Below are 19,020 nucleotides of genomic sequence, written 5' to 3' on the forward strand. Positions count from 1 at the left end.
GCGCAATTTATGAAATGAGTTCAAAAAAATGGTTACCTAGGGTAAATAAATGCATAGCAATTGACGAAGAATGGACGGCTGATTGCAAAAAAAAGCCATCTCTTGTTTTTATGAGATGGCTAATTAAGTCAACTATTTTTATTTTACATTCGTCAAAGGCCTGATTTTGATGTTTCGGAAATCAACTGGTGTGCCCTCATTCTGAAAAAGGAGATGTCCTTTTTCGGCTTTTCCAAAATTTTGAAGGTCTTTGTATTTACTTGCTTGAATCAGTTGTGCAAATGCAGGTGTACTCCGATCATATGCGACCACTTTTTTGCCATTAAGCCAATGGCTGATATGACGCCCGTTTACAATAATCTTGGCGGTATTCCATTCGCCAAGTGCTTTTACTTCCTTTTTTGGATCGGCAGGAATGAGATCGTAAAGTGAGGCGACAGACCGCAGTTCGCCTCGCTCGGGATATTGGTAATGCAGATCATCCAGAATTTGATATTCCAGCCCTAAATAAGTGCCCTTTTTCCCTGGAAAGGTATTGGTGACTAAATATTTAACACCGCTATTGGTGTTTTTTGCCGCCCTAAATTCAAAGGTCAGTTCAAAATTATCAAAGGAAGCCGTGGTGATAATATCCATTTGTTTTCCATGCGGAATGGGGGTTGCCATCAATAAGCCATCTTTCACCACCCAACCGCCATCAGCTAGTTTTTGTAAACCTGCAAAGCTTTTTCCATCAAAAACGAGCTGCCATCCGTTTGCTTTCTCTTGGGCAGTTAACTCATTTTCCGTTTGTGCCTGTACTTTATACATGAGTAGTACAAAAAGTAAGACCATCATTTTTAGCCTATTCATTTGTGTTGATTTATTAGAAATCCATAGACAACGGTATAGAAGCTGCAGGTCCGTTCATCGATCTAAATCTTAGACTCTCCCGCAGCCCCTTTTTCTTTAAATTTTAGGTTCCCATCCCGGCTCATAGCTCCGGCTCCACAATTTTTCCGCTTCGGCGTCACCTACAATATGCCCGTTTTTAGGATCAATCCTTAAATCACGGCCTACTCGCCAAGATATATTCCCTAACAACATGGCCACTGTACTCTTATAGCCAAGTTCGATATCGCAGTTTGGTTGCCTATTATTTTTAATCGCATCCAGAAAATCGGCAGCATGTAAGCTGTCCATCCCCAAGCTTGGACTTGCTGTATTTCTACCGGCCAAACCTTCGTTTGCCGATGTCGATTTTTCTTCTTTGATGAGCTTACCTTGTAAATCATAGATCTTATAAGCATCTTCACCGGTGTCCAAACTTCCCTTGTCGCCGTAGAAAATAACGCCTCGTTCCAAACCTTCTACTTGGCGTCCGTTGCAGCTTCTGTTTTCCCAAATGAGGGTTGCAGTAGGATATTCCAGGGTTACAACCTGTGTGTCGGGTGTTTCCCAATCGTCCTGAAATTGATAACGCCCTCCGATTGAGCTTACCCGTGTTGGGAAATCTACACCTAAACCCCAACGGGCAACATCTACCTCGTGGGTACCATTGTTCAAAGCTTCACCTGTTCCCCAATGCCAGAACCAATGCCAATCGTAGTGGATTAAGCCGTCCTTATAAGGTACCCGCGGTGCTGGGCCTTGCCACAGATCATAATCGAGCCAGGAAGGAACGGTACCGGGTTTCAGAAAAGTTGCTTTGCGGGTGTTGGTATACCACGTTTTGGCCATATACACCTTGCCAATGATGCCTTGATGCAAGAGCTCAATGCCTTTGGTAAGTGTGGGCGCCGAACGACGCTGTGCTCCCATTTGTACAACACGGTTATATTTTCGGGCAGCTGCTACCGCCATCTCTCCTTCTGCCGGATTATGTGCCATTGGCTTCTCAACATATACATGCTTGCCTGCCTGGCAAGCCATGATGGTTAATGGTGCATGCCAATGGTCGGGTGTCGCCGTATAGATAGCGTCAATACTTTTGTCTTCCAATACTTTCCGTAAGTCTTTCTCAGCGCGGGGTGTATTGCTTTGCCCTGCCTCTGCAACACGTTTCATTGCTTTTGGAATGGCTCGCTCATCTACATCACAAATGCAGGCTACGGTTGCATTTTTTTGCTTGGCAAAAGTACCGCTCATGCTGCTTCCGCGGCTATTTACTCCGATGGTGGCAAGCTGAATACGCTCATTAGCTCCGATAATATTGCGGTAGCTTTTGGCACTAAAGGCCAACGCAGGGTGATGGTCTATTATGTCGGCACCAACTGTTAAAGCGGCTGTGCCTATTCCCAACTTTTTTATAAAATCTCTTCTTGATTTAGCATTCATGATGTCTTTTTTAAATTTTTATAATGCTTTTATTTTCACGTTCTTAAAATAGACGATGTCTCCATGGTCTTGTAGCAAGATGTGCCCTTTACTAACTGAACCGAAAGCGGGTTTCGCCTCTTTAAATTTGCTCAGCTGTCGTGCTTTCTCAAATGCCGCGCTCTTGCGATCATAGCGAAGTACTTCCTGGCCATTGAGATAATGGACTATTTGACTATCTTTTGAAACTACGCGGGCATGATTCCATTCGCCTACCTTAACCGGTACTTTTTTCTCAACGGCCAGCATATCATACAAGGCGCTCAGTTGGCGATTGCCATCGCGGCCGAGCTTGGCGTCCGGATGGTAATCATTATCAATAAGCTGGTATTCCATGCCGAGCCATCCACCCTCGCTATACTGTGTAAAGAAGTACTTAATACCGCTGTTGGCACCTTTTGTTAACTTAAAATCGACACGCAGGTCAAAATCGCTATACTCTTCTGCGCTAATGATATCGAGATGTCGTTGCCCTCCGGTTTCCTTTAAAGAAAGTTGGCCGTTTTCAACTTTCCAACTTGCATCCGGTGAGGTGCCTTTTGTGGAAGTCCAACCGGTTAAATCTTTTCCGTTAAAAAGCAATTGCCAGCCTGCTACCTTCTCTTGTGGTGTTAAGGCATTATCCTGTGCATACGCGCCTTGGTTACTTAACCCGAAGAGCGCAAGGAATATCAGTAAAAAAAAGAGATTTACTTGAATTGTCATGATCTAGCATTTATAATTGTGTATAACCTTTATTCTGGATAATCTGTTGCGGATTGGCTTGCATGACAGTCATCGGAATGGGATAGGCCAGCGCGTCATCACTCCAGGTGAAATTATTAAAACCATCGGCTTTTTGTTCCGCAATCATGACATCCTTCGCTCTACCGGTTCTAACGAGATCGAACCAGCGATGATTCTCAAAAGCAAGCTCTACACGACGCTCCTTTTCGATCGCTAGCAGGAAAGCCTGATCATTGGCAAAGTCTGCTAATTGATAATCGCTTAGCAGATTAGCAGGAGCCGGGACATTTGGATCTCCGGGTGTATTTCTAGCCCGCTCCCGTATTTTATTTAGATAGACCAAGGCGGTCGCTTGATCTGTACCGGTGCGCACCAGCGCTTCAGCATAGAGTAAATAAATATCGGCCAGCCGAAGCTCGATCCAGTTATTTCCGTTATCGGAACCACTGGTCGCTACATCGTAATATTTGCGAATATATTTATCGGTTTCAAAGGCACCGGTTTTGGCGTTTACCCAACCATCGCGCATGGATACATATTTTCGAGGGTCTCCGGTTTCATAAGCATTCGACATATCCTGAGTCGGGGCGTTCTGACCGCTTTTATCTCCCACCAGCACTACTTCTTTATCCGAAAAACGGGGAGCAAAATTATTATTCCACGGACTTCCCGTAACCCCATTCGGTGAACCTTTCATGTATTGAATTTCAAAAAGCGATTCCATACTATTTTTCTTATTTACATCGAATAGATCGGCATAGCTTGCCACTAACGCATACTGTCCGTTATTAATCACTTCTCGGAATTTTTCAATGGCTTTGGTATAAAACTCATTCCCTTTATTCAAAGGATATCCTGCCATGAACATATAAACCTTTCCTAATAGTGCAGTTGCTGCCACTTTAGTGACGCGCCCTTTATCGCTTCCGCCATAACTTTCCGGTAGGTTGGCTTCCGCAAATTGAAGATCGCTAATAATTAATTCATAAATTTCCTCCAAGGGTGACCGACGTAATTGATAGGCCTCACCAGGTGCCAGTTCTTTATCCACTTTAATAACACCTAAGAGTTCACCATTTAGTGCATAACCGCCAAACACCCTATTTAACCAAAAATAAGTAGATGCGCGTATGAAGCTAGCCTCTGCTTTATATTGGTTCCGAAGCTTTTCATCGGTAAAGATAACAGCATCGCTACGTCCCAAGACGAGATTACATCGCAAAATGGTATGATAACTATCATCCCAGCAATCCATCAAAAAATTATTCTCGGGCAGCAACGGGGAGGCAAACTCGTCTATTCCCTTTTCATTTGCCGGATTACCGGCTAACCAAGAGTAAGTGGTATTATCAGAACGAATTTCGCCCAAGCGATAATAGGTCCCATTATAGAGTTCGCGCAGGCTGGCATAAGCAGATAAAGTAGCCTGATTAATATCTTGTTGGGTTTTATAAAAATCACTACTATTTAAATTAGAAGGTGGCGTAAGTTCAATAAAATCTTTACTGCAAGATGACAGTATTAAAGCCGTCATACTTAATAAAAGAATCTTTTTCATAGCTGTTATATATCGCATAAATTAGGAGTTAAAAAGTTAGATTAGCACCGAGAATGAAAGATCTAGCTGTTGGATAGCCTAAATAATCGCCTCCTTTTTGAAGACCACTTTCGCTGCTGGTTTCCGGATCATAGCCTGTATAATCGGTAATAGTAAACAAGTTACTACCGGTTATATATACGCGCAATCCTTTAATTTTTAGCTTATCCAATACGGACTGTCCAAAGTTATAAGAGAAGTTTACGTTACGTAAACGAAGGTAAGAGGCATTTTGTACCCATGCGGAAGAAGGGTCCCGTTGCCAACCGGTAGGGTTGCGGGTAGCACGGAAGTGAATGCCATCGCCCGGTTCTTCCGGCGATCGCCAGCGATCGATCTGTTCAATCATACCATTCCGGTCGCCATGGTAAATGCCTACCATGCGTTTGAAAAAGCTAAATACTTCTGCACCATAAGACCCTGTAAACTGCACGCTCAAGGAGAAGTTCTTATAAGAGAGATTATTAGTGATTCCGCCGGTAAAATCAGGTGTATTATTGCCTAAAACGGTTTTATCGTTTTGGTCTAATTTGCCGTCTCCATTGATATCAGCATAACGACCATCACCTATTTTATCAGCGGCTAAATGAGGGTAGCGGTCCAGTTCTTCCTGCGACATGAAAACACCCTCTTGTTTATAGCCGTAAAAGCTTGCGATAGGATAACCAATGGTCGTGATGAAAGCATTATTGGCATTGGTAGCGCTGCCATATATGGGCCGTTGATCGGGCCCCACTTCTAACACTTTGTTCTTATTGAAGGAAATATTAAAATTAGTACTCCATTGGAAGGCATTGATAAAGTTTCTGGTAGTGACCGAAAACTCCATTCCGCGGTTCTGTACTTTACCGATATTCTGAAACTGAGACGTATAACCGGTAATGGTTGGCACCGGCACATCCAGCAATAAATCAAGCGACTGACTATCATAGAAATCGCCCTCTACCCGAATCCGATCATTGGCCAAGCCAAATTCAAAACCGACATTGTATTGCCGCGTTTTTTCCCAACCCAGATTTGCATTTGCCATCGACTCTGCATCCACATCCACGGTGTTTTGCAAGGTTCCCCCGGTTGGGTAATAACCAGGATTCAATAAACCAATGGATGCATAATCACCTATCCGGTTATTTCCGGAAATGCCGTACCCGGCTCTGATTTTTAAATCACTGATTTGGTCGACATTTTTCATGAATCCCTCCTCCGAAATTCTCCACCCTACCGAAACAGAAGGAAAAGTACCCCATTTCCGGTTCTGACCAAAACGCGACGAACCATCACTACGAAAAGTGGCCGTAAAGAGGTAACGATCATCATATGAATAGTTGACTCTACTTAAATAGGAGATCAGGGAGTAAGCGGATTCGGTACTCGATAGCGCGTACATATTGCCGGCGTTTAACGTCTCAATATCGTCGTTCGCAAAACCTCTCGCTTCACCGTTCATGTAGTTTTCGGTGTGCTTTTGAGTGGTATATCCAATTAAGGCCGAAAAACGATGCTTCTCTGCAAAGGTTTTGGTGTAATTTAATGTATTCTCAATCACCCAATCATAATCTGTGTAGCGCGTATCCACTCCTCTGGCAGGACGCGGCGCTCTGGAAGCATCCAAATCTACCATTGATGGTTCAAAACGCTTCAAATGATCGTCCTCAATCCCGCCGTTGATGCTTAAGCGGTACTGCAGGTCTTCAAGTATCTGCCAATCGCCCGAAATTGTTCCCAACCAACCATATCTTCTCCTATTAATATTGACCATTTCAGCAATTCCTATCGGGTTAGCCACGTCTCCCGCAAGGATTTCAGGATTGCGTACCATTGACCCATAAGTACCATCCGCGTTTCTGAGCGGATAAATGGGTGGCAAGTTTAAGGCGTACATTACCGGGGAATCTTTACCATTTGCCTGTTCTCTACTTCTGGCAGAATAAGCCATTAGATTAGCACCTAAATTGATGGTTTTGCTGATTTTAGAATTAATGCTCGAACGGAAATTGAAACGTTCATAATTGGTGTTGATCACAATCCCGTCTTGTTTCATGTAACTTCCTGAAAAGTTATATTGGGTATTTTCAGAACCGCCATTGACGGAAAGTTCATTTTGCTGCGTTAAGGCGTTCCGATACAATAAATCCTGCCAATTATTGTCGGGCATGGTAGCAACCGATGCGGGATCTAAAAAGTTATAGAGGTAGCCTCCTGTGCCGTCGGGAATCATGTACTGACCGGTTGCTCCGGGATAAAGGCTTCGTCGTGAGTTAGGATCATTGATGCTGTGCGGCGACTGATTGGGATCATTTGGAATAACTGCGGCATCTAACCAAGCTTGATTGCGACCATCGACAAACCAATCGACATATTGATCGCGGTTCATCATTTTGATTTCTGTTACACGTTGTTGGAAACCTACAAATGAATTGACATTGATAACGGGGGGGCCCTTTTTACCTTTTTTTGTCGAGATCACCACTACACCATTTGCCCCTCTCGAACCATAAATAGCGGTTGATGAGGCGTCTTTGAGTACTTGTATGCTTTCAATATCGGAAGGGTTGATAAGACGAAATGCATTTCCTTCCATGGGATACCCGTCTACTACGTATAGCGGATCATTTGATTGGGTGATAGAGCCGGTACCCCTTACCCGAATGGCCAAACCTTCCCCTCCGGGGGCACCATTAGTCTGCTGTACTTGAACGCCTGCCATTTGACCTGCTATGGCCTCCCCAAAGTTTTGAACCGGGCGATTTTGGATATTCTCTGCTGATACGGAAGCGACGGCTGTCGTGACGTCAGCACGTCTTTGGGTTCCGTAGCCAATAACCACAACTTCATCCAGCGCAGAGGATTCTTCGGTTAGGGTTACATTGATCAAGGTGTTCGTACCTACATTGATTTCCTGTAGTGCGTAACCTAAAATGCTAAATACTAAGGTTGCCTCTGCTCCTGGCACTTGCAAGGTATATAAACCTTCTGCATTGCTGGTGGTACCTGCCGAGGTCCCTTTTATTTTGACACTTACACCTGGTATGGGCAAACCCTGCGCGTCAATTATTTTTCCTTTCACTTCGCGCTGTTGCAACGGCGGAAGAGCTTCAGAGGAATCGTTCTTCTTTTTGATCAATACGTTATGTCCGCTAATTTTATAGGTGAAAGGCTGATTTTGAAGAACTTGATCCATAATCTCTTCTATTGTAGAACGCTGCGTGTTTACGCTTACCTTTAAACTGCTGATTTCTTTGCTGTTATAAACGAACACATAATCGCTCTGCTGTTTAATGGACCGAAAAATTTCTTCTAAGGTTGCATTTTGTTTATTAACAAAGATTTTTTGCGCGTATGTTGCTGCGTGTAGCTGCATCAAGGCTATGAGCAAAAAGAAAAATGTAAGATTTAATTGCATTATAATTTTCCTTTTAATATCAGTGGCTTGGTATTGAACTGGACTTGGGTTTCCAAAAAAATTTTTGGATAATGGCCTACCCCAGGCCATTGTCTTAGGTCTAATTTTCATTATTTTTGTAAAGCTTGAGTTAATAAAGGTTTTAACAAATTGGCGTTCCGGATTTATCCGGAAAGAGTTAACTCTAAGTATTCCGTTTCCTAATGGCGTTAGGAAACGGTTTTTTGTTAACGCTATGCTTACTTACGTGATTTTCGTTTTTGATTTTGTCATAATTTATTGATTAAAGTTTATTGGATAACGATGATTTTCTTGGTATTTCCTGTTGCTAAAATTTTATATTTTAAATCGAAATAACTTAAAATTTCCAAAGCTTCTAGCGCATTGGCTTTCCGGTGCACTTCTCCCCAAAGTTGAATATCAGGTACGGCCCCTTCAAATTCAATTGTTATATCATACCATCGCGCCATTTGCCGTAACGCTTCTTGAATACCGGAGCCTTGAAATTGAAAAAGCCCACTCTTCCATGCAATCGCATTTTCAGCATTGATCTGAGCTACCTTTAATTTTCCACTTCGTTTTAAGGCGGCTTGTTCTCCCGGTTTAAGGAGGATGGTTTGTTTAGTTTGAAATGCCGAGACTTTAACACTTCCTTCTAACAAGGTTGTTTTAACATCAGGTTCGTCCTCATAGCTATTGATATTGAAATGGGTTCCTAATACCAACAGTTCTTGCCGATCTGTCACCACTTTAAATGGTTGTTTTTCATTTTTGGCTACCTCGAAGTAGGCCTCGCCATTTAATATAACCTTCCGCTCATTTCCTGTAAATACGGTAGGATAGCGGAGGGACGAAGCAGCATTTAACCAAACCTTCGTGCCATCTGATAAAATGACCTGGTATTGCCCACCTTTTGGTGTACTCAATGTATTTGATTTCGACTCTCGGACACCCGGATTAATTTGGTAGGTAATTAAACCATCTTCATTCTTCGTAATTTTTATTCCTCCTTTGTCAAGTATTTTCTGGTCCGGCGCATTATCCAATGCTATTTGTGATCCGTCTGCTAATGTTAACAAGGCCTTATTGGTACCAGGTGCAAAATCGTTCGGATTGATCTTCGATTTATCAACAATTTGAACAAGTGGTTGGCTTGGGTCTTTTTCTTTGAAAAAATAAAAGCCAATGGAAACGAAAAGTAGAAATATCGCCGCAGCGACGATCCGGGGCCAAAGGGTAAAGCTTTTATTTTTCGATAAAGCAGGTATGCGCTGATAGACCTCTGCTAAATCTGCTTGTATCATTTCATCGGTTAAATCCGAAGAAGGAGGGTTAGCCAGGGCCTCATACAAGGATTCTATCCAAGCTTTTTCAGCGTCAGTGCAAAGACCTTTTTTATATTTATGAAGTAATTCTTTAATTCTTTCTTTCTCCATACGCTCGGATAATAAGGATCATTAAAAGTAAAGTACGACGAGGAGTTGCTTGGGGGTAGAAAAAAAAATTTTAACTCAGAACAGCCAATAAAGAAGGAAAAGGATGGCGTATAAAAAAGCTTCTAATTTGCTTCTTAAGATCCGCAAAGCATTCTTGACTTGTGTTTTAACTGTTGCTTCAGACAGATGCAATTTGGCTGCAATTTCTTTGTGAGAAAGATGTGCTTTTCTACTGAGGTTAAACACCGCTTGCATTTTGGAGGGCAGCTTGCTGACTTCATCTTCCACTAGTTGGTTAAGTTGTTTCTCAAGAAGCGTATGATGGGCGTTATCTGACACTTCTTTGGCCAGTGCCTGAAGCCAGTCGAAGTAAACAGAAGTAATCTTCTTATGGGCTATCAATTTGATTGTTTGATTACGATTGGCAATGTACAGGTAAGCAGCAAGGTTATTAATCTGTAACCCCGTTCTTTTATTCCAAAGGGAGGTAAAAATATCCTGCACGATGTCTTTTGCATCTTCGCGGTTCCTCAATACATGATAAGCTTGCTTATATAAGCGCTCACCATAGCGCAGGTAAATTTCGGAAAAAGCAGCCGTGTCATTCGCTGCTAACAAATGAATTAATTCGTTATCCGTATATAACTTATAGGATGACATACGCTAGGTGACACTAATTGGATTGAGTAGTTTATCGGTTCGCCGTTACGAATCTACTAAATCATTTTAATATAAACGAAAAAAACGTATTTCACCTTGAATGTTAACGAATTGGCACATAGTAATAAGATCATTTTACCTTATTACTACGCACCTATAGCCGCATAAGTCTACGGGCTTCTGCTTGCTTAAAAGCATGTATAAGTTTACGGCGCCCTTATGATTTATCCCTGAGTTGAATCCACTGCTTTATGACTGCTTGCAGTTCTTTACTTTTGGCTTCTACTTCATCAAGGCTTTTGAACTTCGCATAGGCTTTACCTTTAGATGTCGGTTCTAGCACGCTGCCGGGGGTCAACCCTTCCGCTTGATGGAAGACCAGCGTTAGGGTATCCTTCACACGTAGACTAAAAGTGGCGATATCACCTTTGTAATAAAAGCTTGGGCCACCCCATTTAACGTCTTCTGTAATTTCAGGATGCACTTTCATAATTGTGTCACGTAGTGCCATCATTTCTTCCTTTAACGGATGTTCCAATTTTTCCAAAAATTCATCTACCTTTTTTGAGCTCATTTTTCAATTTTTATTAACATTCGCAATGACCGGACATACTAGCAGAAACTAGGGTTGTGTCTGTGTTTCACTGCAACATCAAGTGTTCGTCTAATTGCTACAACTACTTTTATTGCATAAAAATAGGGGTCCTTTTTCACAGCCAAAATGGGTGAATATGACATTGCGAGGGGTATATCGCGTCAAGCGATTTTGAAATAATTCTCATTTTAGCAGTTTTTATTCATCGATCTGATAAGACTGTTCCTTAGCAAACGCCTTTTGGACGGAAGTGCGCAGTACGTGTTTGAAAGTGAGGGTTTATGAGCTTATTATATTTTTATACTTTCCGTTGAAATGATAATTTTGGATAATGTAAACTGAACAGACAGCAAATAGCGGAGCTTGTTGTTATTATTGAGTAAAAATAAAGCCGCCGCCGATTTGTTGTGAAACTAAAAAATCATGCGTAAAATCATCACCATCACAGGAATATGTATTATAGGCTTTGTGACAGGAAAGGCTCAAAGCCACCTTGTGTCTACACAAGACACGATGGCCACTTATAGGAAAAGAATAGATGAATTAGACAAAGAGATTATTCACTTGTTAGGTGACCGAATGCAAGCTGCTAGAATTATTGGCGCCTACAAAATGAAGCATAACTTAGCCGTGGTTCAACCGGACCGATTTAAGAAGGTGTTATAGCAAGCCATTGCAGAAGGTGAAAAGGTAGGACTATCAGCTGATTTCATAAAGCGGCTTTACGAAGATGTGCACGCTGAAAGTGTGCGTCAAGAGAAGGAATTGGAGCAAAAAGACGGCGTACAAACAGCCTATTAAATAGGCTGGAATGTTGAATTTTTATTAGTTCATTTCAATAAACGCAGCGTAATTAGCGTTACTATTAGTCATGGATATCCCAATCTGAAAATAGCAGCGACAATTACTGTCGGCTTATTTCTTGGCTTCAACGGCTTCCAGTAAGGGTCGGGGATCAAAGACCACCTTAAATTTGGAGATACATTCGTTTTCTATGTGGTACCATCCTGCACTGAAGATTTCTTTTCCACCCATGTTAATACAGTAAAATACAGCGACATGATTTCCATTGGTCATCACCTCCTTAATATTGTATTTAAGCTTCATTTTCCTCATGTCGGCGATATAGCTATCGGAGCCATTGCGACTGCCTAATACGCCTTCGAAGGTCATATCTTTAGCCAACAATTCATGAGCGGCATCAAAATCTTCTCTATTGAGGCTTTCAATAAATTTAAGCACAATGTACTTAGCGGTTTTCATAATTGTTTTTTTTGTTAACCATTTATTCCGTCGTTTGTTTAAGGGGGCCGATGCAGTCAATAGCCGGTTGCCTTCCCAACAAACAACTATCTTACACTGAAACAATTAAGTATGATATTGGTTGTATTTTTTACTTCATTAAAATGGAAGGTGTAAAAAATCTACATTTTTCAACCATGGCTTGTGATTATTAGGCTTGTATCTGATATTCGTATTATATGATACGCTTCAATAGACCATCGTTTAAGAAATAGTTAAGGATGAATACACCTAAGAAGACTTTTTACGAACAAGAAGTAGAACGAATAAGCAGAGAGCATGGCCTGCCACAACATTATTATGCATACGTAAGGCAATCTAAAGCCTTCATGGAGCGTCATTATGGCGACAAAATTGAATTAGACAAGATCGCATCCGCCGCGTTTATGTCTCGTTTTCACTATATTAGGGTATTTCAGCAAGTTTATGGATTGACACCCCGACAATACCTCAGAGATTTACGCATCGCAAGAGCTAAAGAGCTACTCAAGAAAGGCCATTCCGTCACCTCAGTTTGTTTCAATGTGGGATATGAAAGTTTACCCACCTTCTCGAAGGTCTTCAAGAGAGGCACGGGCTATTCTCCCAAAGCCTATCAAGACCTGAATATTAGCAATCGGGAATAAATATATTGAACGAAAACTGCTGATCTTTGTACTAACAAACACTTCGGCAATGATTAAAATAAATGATTAAAATATATGTAACAAGCGTACCTGTACAAGATCAGGAAAAAGCATTTCAGTTCTACACAGAAAAGTTAGGGTTTATCAAAAAAACGGATGTGCCTGTCGGTGAATATAGATGGCTGACCTTAGTTTCGCCAAATGAACAGAACGGGGTGGAACTCCTCCTCGAACCTATGGCATTTACGCCAGCAAGAGAATATCAGAAGGCATTAAAAGAGGCGGGTATTCCGTGGACATCCTTTATGGTAGATGATCTAAAGAAAGAATATGAAAGGTTGAAAGCGCTCGGTGTCCAATTTATTATGGAACCTAAAGAAGTTGGACCAACCATGATAGCTGTATTGGATGACACTTGCGGAAACAATATTCAACTGGCCGAAATGCTATAACGAGCATAGGTTCAGATGCGGGCGACCTATCCACCGCTCGTACGTTAGAAAATGTGATAGGTACGGAACTTGGTCTTCGAGATAATTCGTTGTTTATAATGTCCTATCAAATAGGTAACTTGGCATGACAATACACATGATATGTCAATAGAGAACGAAGGACCCGAGTTCTGGGAAAAAAGCTTTATCGAAAAACAGGAAATGTGGGGTTTTGAACCTGCTAATTCTGCAATTTTAACAAAAGATTTCTTTCTGAAAAATTCAATCAGCAACATCCTTATCCCCGGAATCGGATACGGCCGAAATGCGCAACTGTTTGTGGAAAACGGAATGCGGGTAACTGGCATTGAAATATCTAAAACGGCCATAGAAATAGCTAGAAAGCACTATGGAAAAGATATGACCATTTATCATGGCTCGGTTACCGATATGCCTTTTGATAATGCACAATTTGACGGGATATTCTGTTATGCTTTAATCCATTTATTGAGCAGTGATGAACGAGAGAAACTGATTCGCGACTGCTACAACCAGCTCGCGGAGGGTGGCTATATGGTTTTTTCCGCCATTTCAAAAGAAGCACCCACTTACGGACAAGGCAAACGGATTGGTAAAGATCGTTATGAAATGTTTGGTGGTGTTAATCTGTTTTTTTATGACTCCGAATCAATTGAAGCAGAATTTGACAACTTCGGCTTATTCGAGGTTACAAAAGTTACGGAAAACTATCCGTTTTTTCTGATTAAATGTAAAAAGGGTTAAACGGATAGATGTAAATCTCATTTTTGTAATTTTCACTATGGAAAAATCAGAAATACCTCGTTTAGAATTATCGGCATTCGCTCAAAACAGCTATCAGGTGCCTTTTTTAAATGTCCAGCATTATCCTATTGACGGAGATCACTTCGTCATAAAAAATCGAGACGATTATCCGGTAAATGATTATATCTCCCCTAACCGGCGACAATTCTATAAAATTTTTCACATGACGTCGGGCACGGGGATTCTTACAGTGGGATTGCATCAATATCATATGTCGGCCGGCGATATCGGTTTTCTACATCCTGATGAAATCATGTCCTGGCAAACTACTTCCAAAGAGACAGGTGGACATTTTTGTTTGATTAATCCAAAATACTTTGAACTTGATGCCGGCCATGTTCTTCAATTATTTAAACAGTTCCCTTATTTTAAGGCAAACAAAGCGGTGATACAATTAAATGAAAGCCAATCTTCAAAAATAAATCACTATTTCGAGTTAATGCTACAGGAAAATGAAGGGGATAATGAAGATAAAAAGCAAGCGATCCTATTACATTTACAAATGCTATTGTTGGAAGCGCAAAGAGTGGAAAAGGTTCTTCCTAATGTGAATGTTTCTGAAGGATATAATTATCTCTATAGTTTTTTGAATTTATTGGAGTCCTCTTTTCAAGTCCAGAATCCGAATTCGGTTCTTCAAATTAAAACCGCAAGCGAGTTTGCAGACCAGTTGAACGTGCATCCCAATTATTTAAATAGGATAGTTAAAGAGCGGACAGGAAAAACACTCCGTGAGCACATTCAAGAACGCTTAATTTACGAAGCTAAATCTTTACTTTTTCAAACGGATTGGACGATAAGTACCATTGGCTATGCGCTGGGTTTTTCCGGTCCTGCTTCTTTTTCTTCGTTTTTTCAGAAAAAAGAACGTGTTTCTCCTTCTATCTATAGAAAAAGCGGCTTATTGCAACCAAATATTTGAAACTCGTAAATATCGGTATGTTTTGAACAAACCCTAACCGCGTTACTATAACTTACTTTGTACCATAACATTAAAACAAATATTATGGAAACAAAAAAAGTATGGTTAGTAACCGGAGCTTCAAAAGGTTTAGGATTAACATTGGTAAAAAAATTACTGGACGCCGGTTATAAAGTAGCGGCTACTTCAAGAGATATAAATGCGTTACGTTCGGAAGTAAGCCACTCAGGCTCTGAATTCCTTCCACTCCAAATGGACGTGATGGATGAACAAAGTGTCGCCAAATCGATAAACAGGATCGTTGATACGTTCGGAATGATAGATGTCGTAGTAAATAATGCAGGGTACGGTCAGATAGGAACACTCGAAGAATTGAGCGACAAAGAAGCTCGTCAAAACTTTGACATAAATGTATTTGGTTCGCTAAATGTCATCCGCCATGTGATGCCTTACTTCCGTAAACAGCATGCGGGTACGATCTTCAACATTTCTTCTATTGCAGGTTTTCTAGGAACTTTTCCCGGTTGGGGCATTTATAATGCGACAAAATTTGCGGTTGCCGGCTTTACCGAGGCCTTATCGGCGGAGGCCAAATCGTTAGGGGTATCAGCAGTGGTAGTGTATCCCGGTTATTTCAAAACGAATTTCTTGTTAAAAGGTTCTATGCGTCTCGCCCAAAATCCGATTGCGGAATATAAAGAAGCTCGGGATTTAGAGGTTATACACGAAGAACAGGTAATAGGCAATCAGCCAGGCGATCCGGAAAAGGCCGCCGCGGTGTTTATCGAAGTCGCGGAAATGGAAACAAAACCCTTGCATCTATTCTTGGGTAGCGACTCGTATAAAATGGCCAGGGATAAAATGGCAACGATCGAAAACGAAATGACTACATATGAGAGTTTGGGTCTTTCGACCGATTTCGGCAACTAAGTACTTTTTAACAGATTCGCCATTCTGAGAGCACATTTTGTGTTCTCAGAATGGCGAATCTATTTTAATCGGACGTCCAAGTATACGGAGTGACGCCCGTATGTATTATAAAATGGTTTAAAAATTACGTCGTCAATGGTGAACTCTAACTGTTTTGGATCGCCTTTAATAGATTTGCTTATATCTTCAGCATCTAGGCTTACTGTACGCCAGTCTTTCCTTGCTTCAGGTTCTTGGGCCGCTAGTAAAATAGGACCATAAAATAGACTGGCTATATTCTGCTGATCCATAACGGGATCGAGGTGAAACTGAAAGGGCATTTGTAAATCAACAACATCGCCATCTTTCCAATTGCGACTTATTTTTAGATAAGAACCCGGCTTTGCCTCTAGTTTTTGATCTTTACCATTCACCCTTACAAAAAAACCTTTGGTAGCCCAACCCGGCACGCGGACATGCATATCAAACTTTCCGCCTCCTTTAATCGTTAAACGGGTGTGATCTTCATTAGGAAAATCCGTTGTTTGTTGCACGGTTATCTTACGTTCCGCCCATTCCAAGGTAGAAGGTATAAATAGATTGACATAAAGTGCATCGTTGTCCTTACTTTTAAAATAAATAGAGTTTTGTAGTTTGGTACTACTTTCTATAGCGGTGCCGTTGCAACAGGTAAAGCCTGTCATATGCGGATTACCAAATTGCTTAATAGAACCGGGCCTGAGCGGTACATGATAAGTGTTTGCCGGACTGTCTTCGGCTACTGACGCCAAAATATGATTATAGAGGCCGCGTTCGTAATAGTCCATTAGTTCAGGCCTTTGATCGAATAAGAACAAATCGCTGGTCAATTTAAGCATATTGTAGGTGGCACAGGTTTCGTTTTGACCCCCTGCAGAAAAGCCGTTTTCATATAACGTCGCGGGCTGACTGATAAAACATTCTGCATTGGCCGGATTACGTGCTCCGGCAACGCCTCCAATGCTATACATATAATCGTTCACAACTTTGTACCAAAAGTTGTCGGCGATACTGTAATATACCGGATTGTTGGAAACACGGTACATTTCGATGCTACCCACTATTTGAGGTATATGCTGATTGGCATGTAAACCACGGAAAGTATCTACGTTTTTAGCTAAACCATGCGAATGGCTAGCATCACCGTAGAACATTTTGATGTTATCGAACAACTGTGCAGTTTTAAGGTAATTCGGTTTATTCGTGATCCGATACAGGCGGGCCATCACCTCATTCATACCACCGAATTCACCCGCAATATAGGTATTCCACATTTTTATAAGTGTCTCGGTAGGCAATTTGCTCAAACGCGCATACACCCAATCACCCATACCGGTTGCTATTTCAAGCGCTTTTTTATTACCACTCACTTCATATACATCCATTAGCCCTGCTAAGATTTTATGTAGCGTATAATAAGGTGCCCAAACCTGATTCTTCTGTCCGCCATACTTAGCACCACGTTCTAACATGATAAATTGATCCGGTGGATAGGCGCTGATGAAGCCCTCCCCCCAGTTCCAGTAATCGGTACGGATACCCTCATCACTAAAATCTGAGTCATACTCCGTTTTCCCCGGGCCATAAGGCACAGCCGTCGGATCAGATACATGGATACCGCCAGCTTCTTTAGGCTTTCCGGATAATTGCGATAGTTCATAAAGGGTATTAACCATATATTCCATTTTCTCCGCAAATTTGGCCTGAAGTGCTTTATCATATCCGGTGCCGGCATAGGCTTGTGCAATTGCGGTAAGGTAATGACCCGTTGCATGCCCCCGTAATTTCGTTTCCTGGCTGTCCCACACACCTAAAGGTCGCGCTCCTTCCGGCTGCTTCTGACCAAAAGCATGGCGAAACATATAAAGAAAAGAATTAGGATCGGTTGCAGCTAATGTATTGATAAACTTATCCCGATTTTCAATAAATTTAGTTTTGTGGCCACGCGCGTCGGCCTCCAAAGAAACCTGGTCCAAATTAAAGGTTGCGAGTTTTGAACTAGGGGTAGCGCCCGATTTAGCATCTATTACGGTGACGAAAGCCTTGGGTTGTAGATCTGTACCTGGAACGCGCCCGGTAATGGTATAACGTCCCGCTTGAAGAACGGCAGTATTGTCGGTTGGAGCAGGCCAAAGAACCCGCACTTTTGGCCCATTTATCCCTTGCCGATAAGTTCCCTCTATATGACTTGGTAAACGCGGCAAATTTCCTATGCTTGTTTTCACTTCTACATCGGGTACCTTTATTAAGTAGGCATTATAAAGCTTCGACTCGCTTGGAGAAAACTGGTGAAGATTATCTTCTGGCTTCCCGACATTAACCGCAGCTTCCTGACCACCTCTCAGGGCATTGTAGTAAATGCCAGTAACTTGTCTTCTCGTTAGGGGAACGCGATAAATACGAAAATCATGTATCAGGGCATTCAACGAGGGGTTCTCAGGCAATAGCGATTTACCGATATATAGTTGCCTTTTTGCCCCCTGTTCACCGAAGACCGCTGTTAACTCCGACGGTATATCTTTTGTTTCTCCTACTGGTCGGCTATCAACATAGGTTATCATTGCTTTTGAAGGAATATCGATCACGATAGCAAGGTGTACCCATTTATTCAATGGTATAGCTGGAGAAACCGCACCCTTCTGATGATCACCTTTTGTTGTTATCAATGCCTGGCAACCTTCTTGGGTATTTGTCCCTACGGGAGCTACAAAAAAATGCCTGGTGGCATCTTGTCCGAAATCAAAAAAATGTTGACCCCGTTTATCTGAACGCAAGTATATCCATCCCGATATACTGAGCGACTCTAAATCTGTTAAAGCATCTCCTTGGAGCATCACAAAATCATTAGCTGCTCCGGAGAGCGACAAAACCTTCCCGAACCGCTCATCATTAGTAAACTTGATTTCAGGGCCTTGAAATTTCCCGTGCAAATTATTTCTAGACCAGTCTTTGGTATCTCCATCAAATACGTAACGCGCAATCATTCCGGTTTCACCGATACCGTCGAGTATTTGGTCTCCATTTTGTGCTCGAGCGATGTTAACGCCTTCGGCTAAAACAATCAAAAATAGGATAACACGCAAGATTACTTTGTACATTTTCGTTGCCATAAATTGTTTAAAATCTTTTTTGCTCTTACAAAATTCCACTTTCAGAAGTAGCGTTTTTCTAGTACT

General features: G+C 41.7%; 16 protein-coding genes. 6 read left to right on the plus strand and 10 right to left on the minus strand.

What is annotated here, in order from left to right; genetic code table 11:
• Positions 1-138: 138 nt before the first annotated feature.
• The 8 genes from QT327_RS26415 to QT327_RS26450 all read right to left on the minus strand — a co-directional run bounded on the left by QT327_RS26415 (position 139) and on the right by QT327_RS26450 (position 10,751).
• Entirely contained in the window at positions 139-852 is a 714-nt protein-coding gene (locus tag QT327_RS26415; protein ID WP_130854902.1) for a 3-keto-disaccharide hydrolase, read from the minus strand.
• A gap of 96 nt (positions 853-948) precedes the next feature.
• On the minus strand, positions 949-2,316 hold the full coding sequence (locus QT327_RS26420) for a Gfo/Idh/MocA family protein (RefSeq protein ID WP_130854901.1): 1,368 nt from the start codon (positions 2,314-2,316) through the stop codon (positions 949-951).
• Positions 2,317-2,334: 18 nt separating this feature from the next.
• The gene (locus QT327_RS26425; protein ID WP_130854900.1) at positions 2,335-3,060 is read right to left on the minus strand and encodes a 3-keto-disaccharide hydrolase; all 726 of its coding nucleotides are present in this window, start codon (positions 3,058-3,060) and stop codon (positions 2,335-2,337) included.
• 10 nt (positions 3,061-3,070) lie between these two features.
• The gene (locus QT327_RS26430) at positions 3,071-4,639 is read right to left on the minus strand and encodes a RagB/SusD family nutrient uptake outer membrane protein (RefSeq protein WP_130854899.1); all 1,569 of its coding nucleotides are present in this window, start codon (positions 4,637-4,639) and stop codon (positions 3,071-3,073) included.
• A gap of 28 nt (positions 4,640-4,667) precedes the next feature.
• On the minus strand, positions 4,668-8,081 hold the full coding sequence (locus QT327_RS26435) for a TonB-dependent receptor (protein ID WP_289554315.1): 3,414 nt from the start codon (positions 8,079-8,081) through the stop codon (positions 4,668-4,670).
• 290 nt (positions 8,082-8,371) lie between these two features.
• Positions 8,372-9,517: a FecR family protein gene (locus tag QT327_RS26440; protein WP_130854897.1), complete on the minus strand. Its 1,146-nt coding sequence runs from the start codon at positions 9,515-9,517 to the stop codon at positions 8,372-8,374.
• 75 nt (positions 9,518-9,592) lie between these two features.
• On the minus strand, positions 9,593-10,177 hold the full coding sequence (locus QT327_RS26445; RefSeq protein ID WP_130854896.1) for an RNA polymerase sigma factor: 585 nt from the start codon (positions 10,175-10,177) through the stop codon (positions 9,593-9,595).
• Positions 10,178-10,394: 217 nt separating this feature from the next.
• Positions 10,395-10,751 (minus strand): DUF1801 domain-containing protein, encoded by a 357-nt coding sequence (locus tag QT327_RS26450; protein WP_149105080.1) that lies wholly within the window; start codon positions 10,749-10,751, stop codon positions 10,395-10,397.
• Positions 10,752-11,195: 444 nt separating this feature from the next.
• Here QT327_RS26450 and QT327_RS26455 point away from each other — a divergent pair, with 444 nt between their 5' ends.
• The gene (locus QT327_RS26455; protein WP_289554316.1) at positions 11,196-11,438 is read left to right on the plus strand and encodes a chorismate mutase; all 243 of its coding nucleotides are present in this window, start codon (positions 11,196-11,198) and stop codon (positions 11,436-11,438) included.
• Between the two features lie 249 nt (positions 11,439-11,687).
• On the opposite strand, the gene QT327_RS26460 is transcribed toward QT327_RS26455, so the two are convergent.
• Positions 11,688-12,035: a nuclear transport factor 2 family protein gene (locus QT327_RS26460; protein ID WP_013664217.1), complete on the minus strand. Its 348-nt coding sequence runs from the start codon at positions 12,033-12,035 to the stop codon at positions 11,688-11,690.
• A 260-nt stretch (positions 12,036-12,295) separates the two neighbouring features.
• Here QT327_RS26460 and QT327_RS26465 point away from each other — a divergent pair, with 260 nt between their 5' ends.
• The 5 genes from QT327_RS26465 (at position 12,296) to QT327_RS26485 (ending at position 15,826) form a co-directional block, all read left to right on the plus strand.
• Entirely contained in the window at positions 12,296-12,700 is a 405-nt protein-coding gene (locus tag QT327_RS26465) for a helix-turn-helix domain-containing protein (RefSeq protein ID WP_013664218.1), read from the plus strand.
• A 62-nt stretch (positions 12,701-12,762) separates the two neighbouring features.
• Positions 12,763-13,152, plus strand: coding sequence for a VOC family protein (locus QT327_RS26470; protein ID WP_013664219.1), 390 nt, complete (start codon positions 12,763-12,765; stop codon positions 13,150-13,152).
• A 141-nt stretch (positions 13,153-13,293) separates the two neighbouring features.
• Positions 13,294-13,914, plus strand: a complete 621-nt coding sequence (locus tag QT327_RS26475; protein ID WP_149105082.1) for a class I SAM-dependent methyltransferase — start codon at positions 13,294-13,296, stop codon at positions 13,912-13,914.
• 37 nt (positions 13,915-13,951) lie between these two features.
• Positions 13,952-14,896, plus strand: coding sequence for an AraC family transcriptional regulator (locus tag QT327_RS26480; protein ID WP_013664221.1), 945 nt, complete (start codon positions 13,952-13,954; stop codon positions 14,894-14,896).
• 84 nt (positions 14,897-14,980) lie between these two features.
• Positions 14,981-15,826, plus strand: a complete 846-nt coding sequence (locus tag QT327_RS26485; RefSeq protein WP_289554317.1) for an SDR family oxidoreductase — start codon at positions 14,981-14,983, stop codon at positions 15,824-15,826.
• Positions 15,827-15,885: 59 nt separating this feature from the next.
• Here the strand turns inward: QT327_RS26485 and QT327_RS26490 are convergent, their stop codons facing one another.
• On the minus strand, positions 15,886-18,954 hold the full coding sequence (locus QT327_RS26490; protein WP_149105084.1) for a beta-L-arabinofuranosidase domain-containing protein: 3,069 nt from the start codon (positions 18,952-18,954) through the stop codon (positions 15,886-15,888).
• Between the last annotated feature and the right edge of the window lie 66 nt (positions 18,955-19,020).

The organism is Olivibacter sp. 47 (assembly GCF_030372825.1).
Lineage (GTDB): Bacteria > Bacteroidota > Bacteroidia > Sphingobacteriales > Sphingobacteriaceae > Olivibacter > Olivibacter oleidegradans.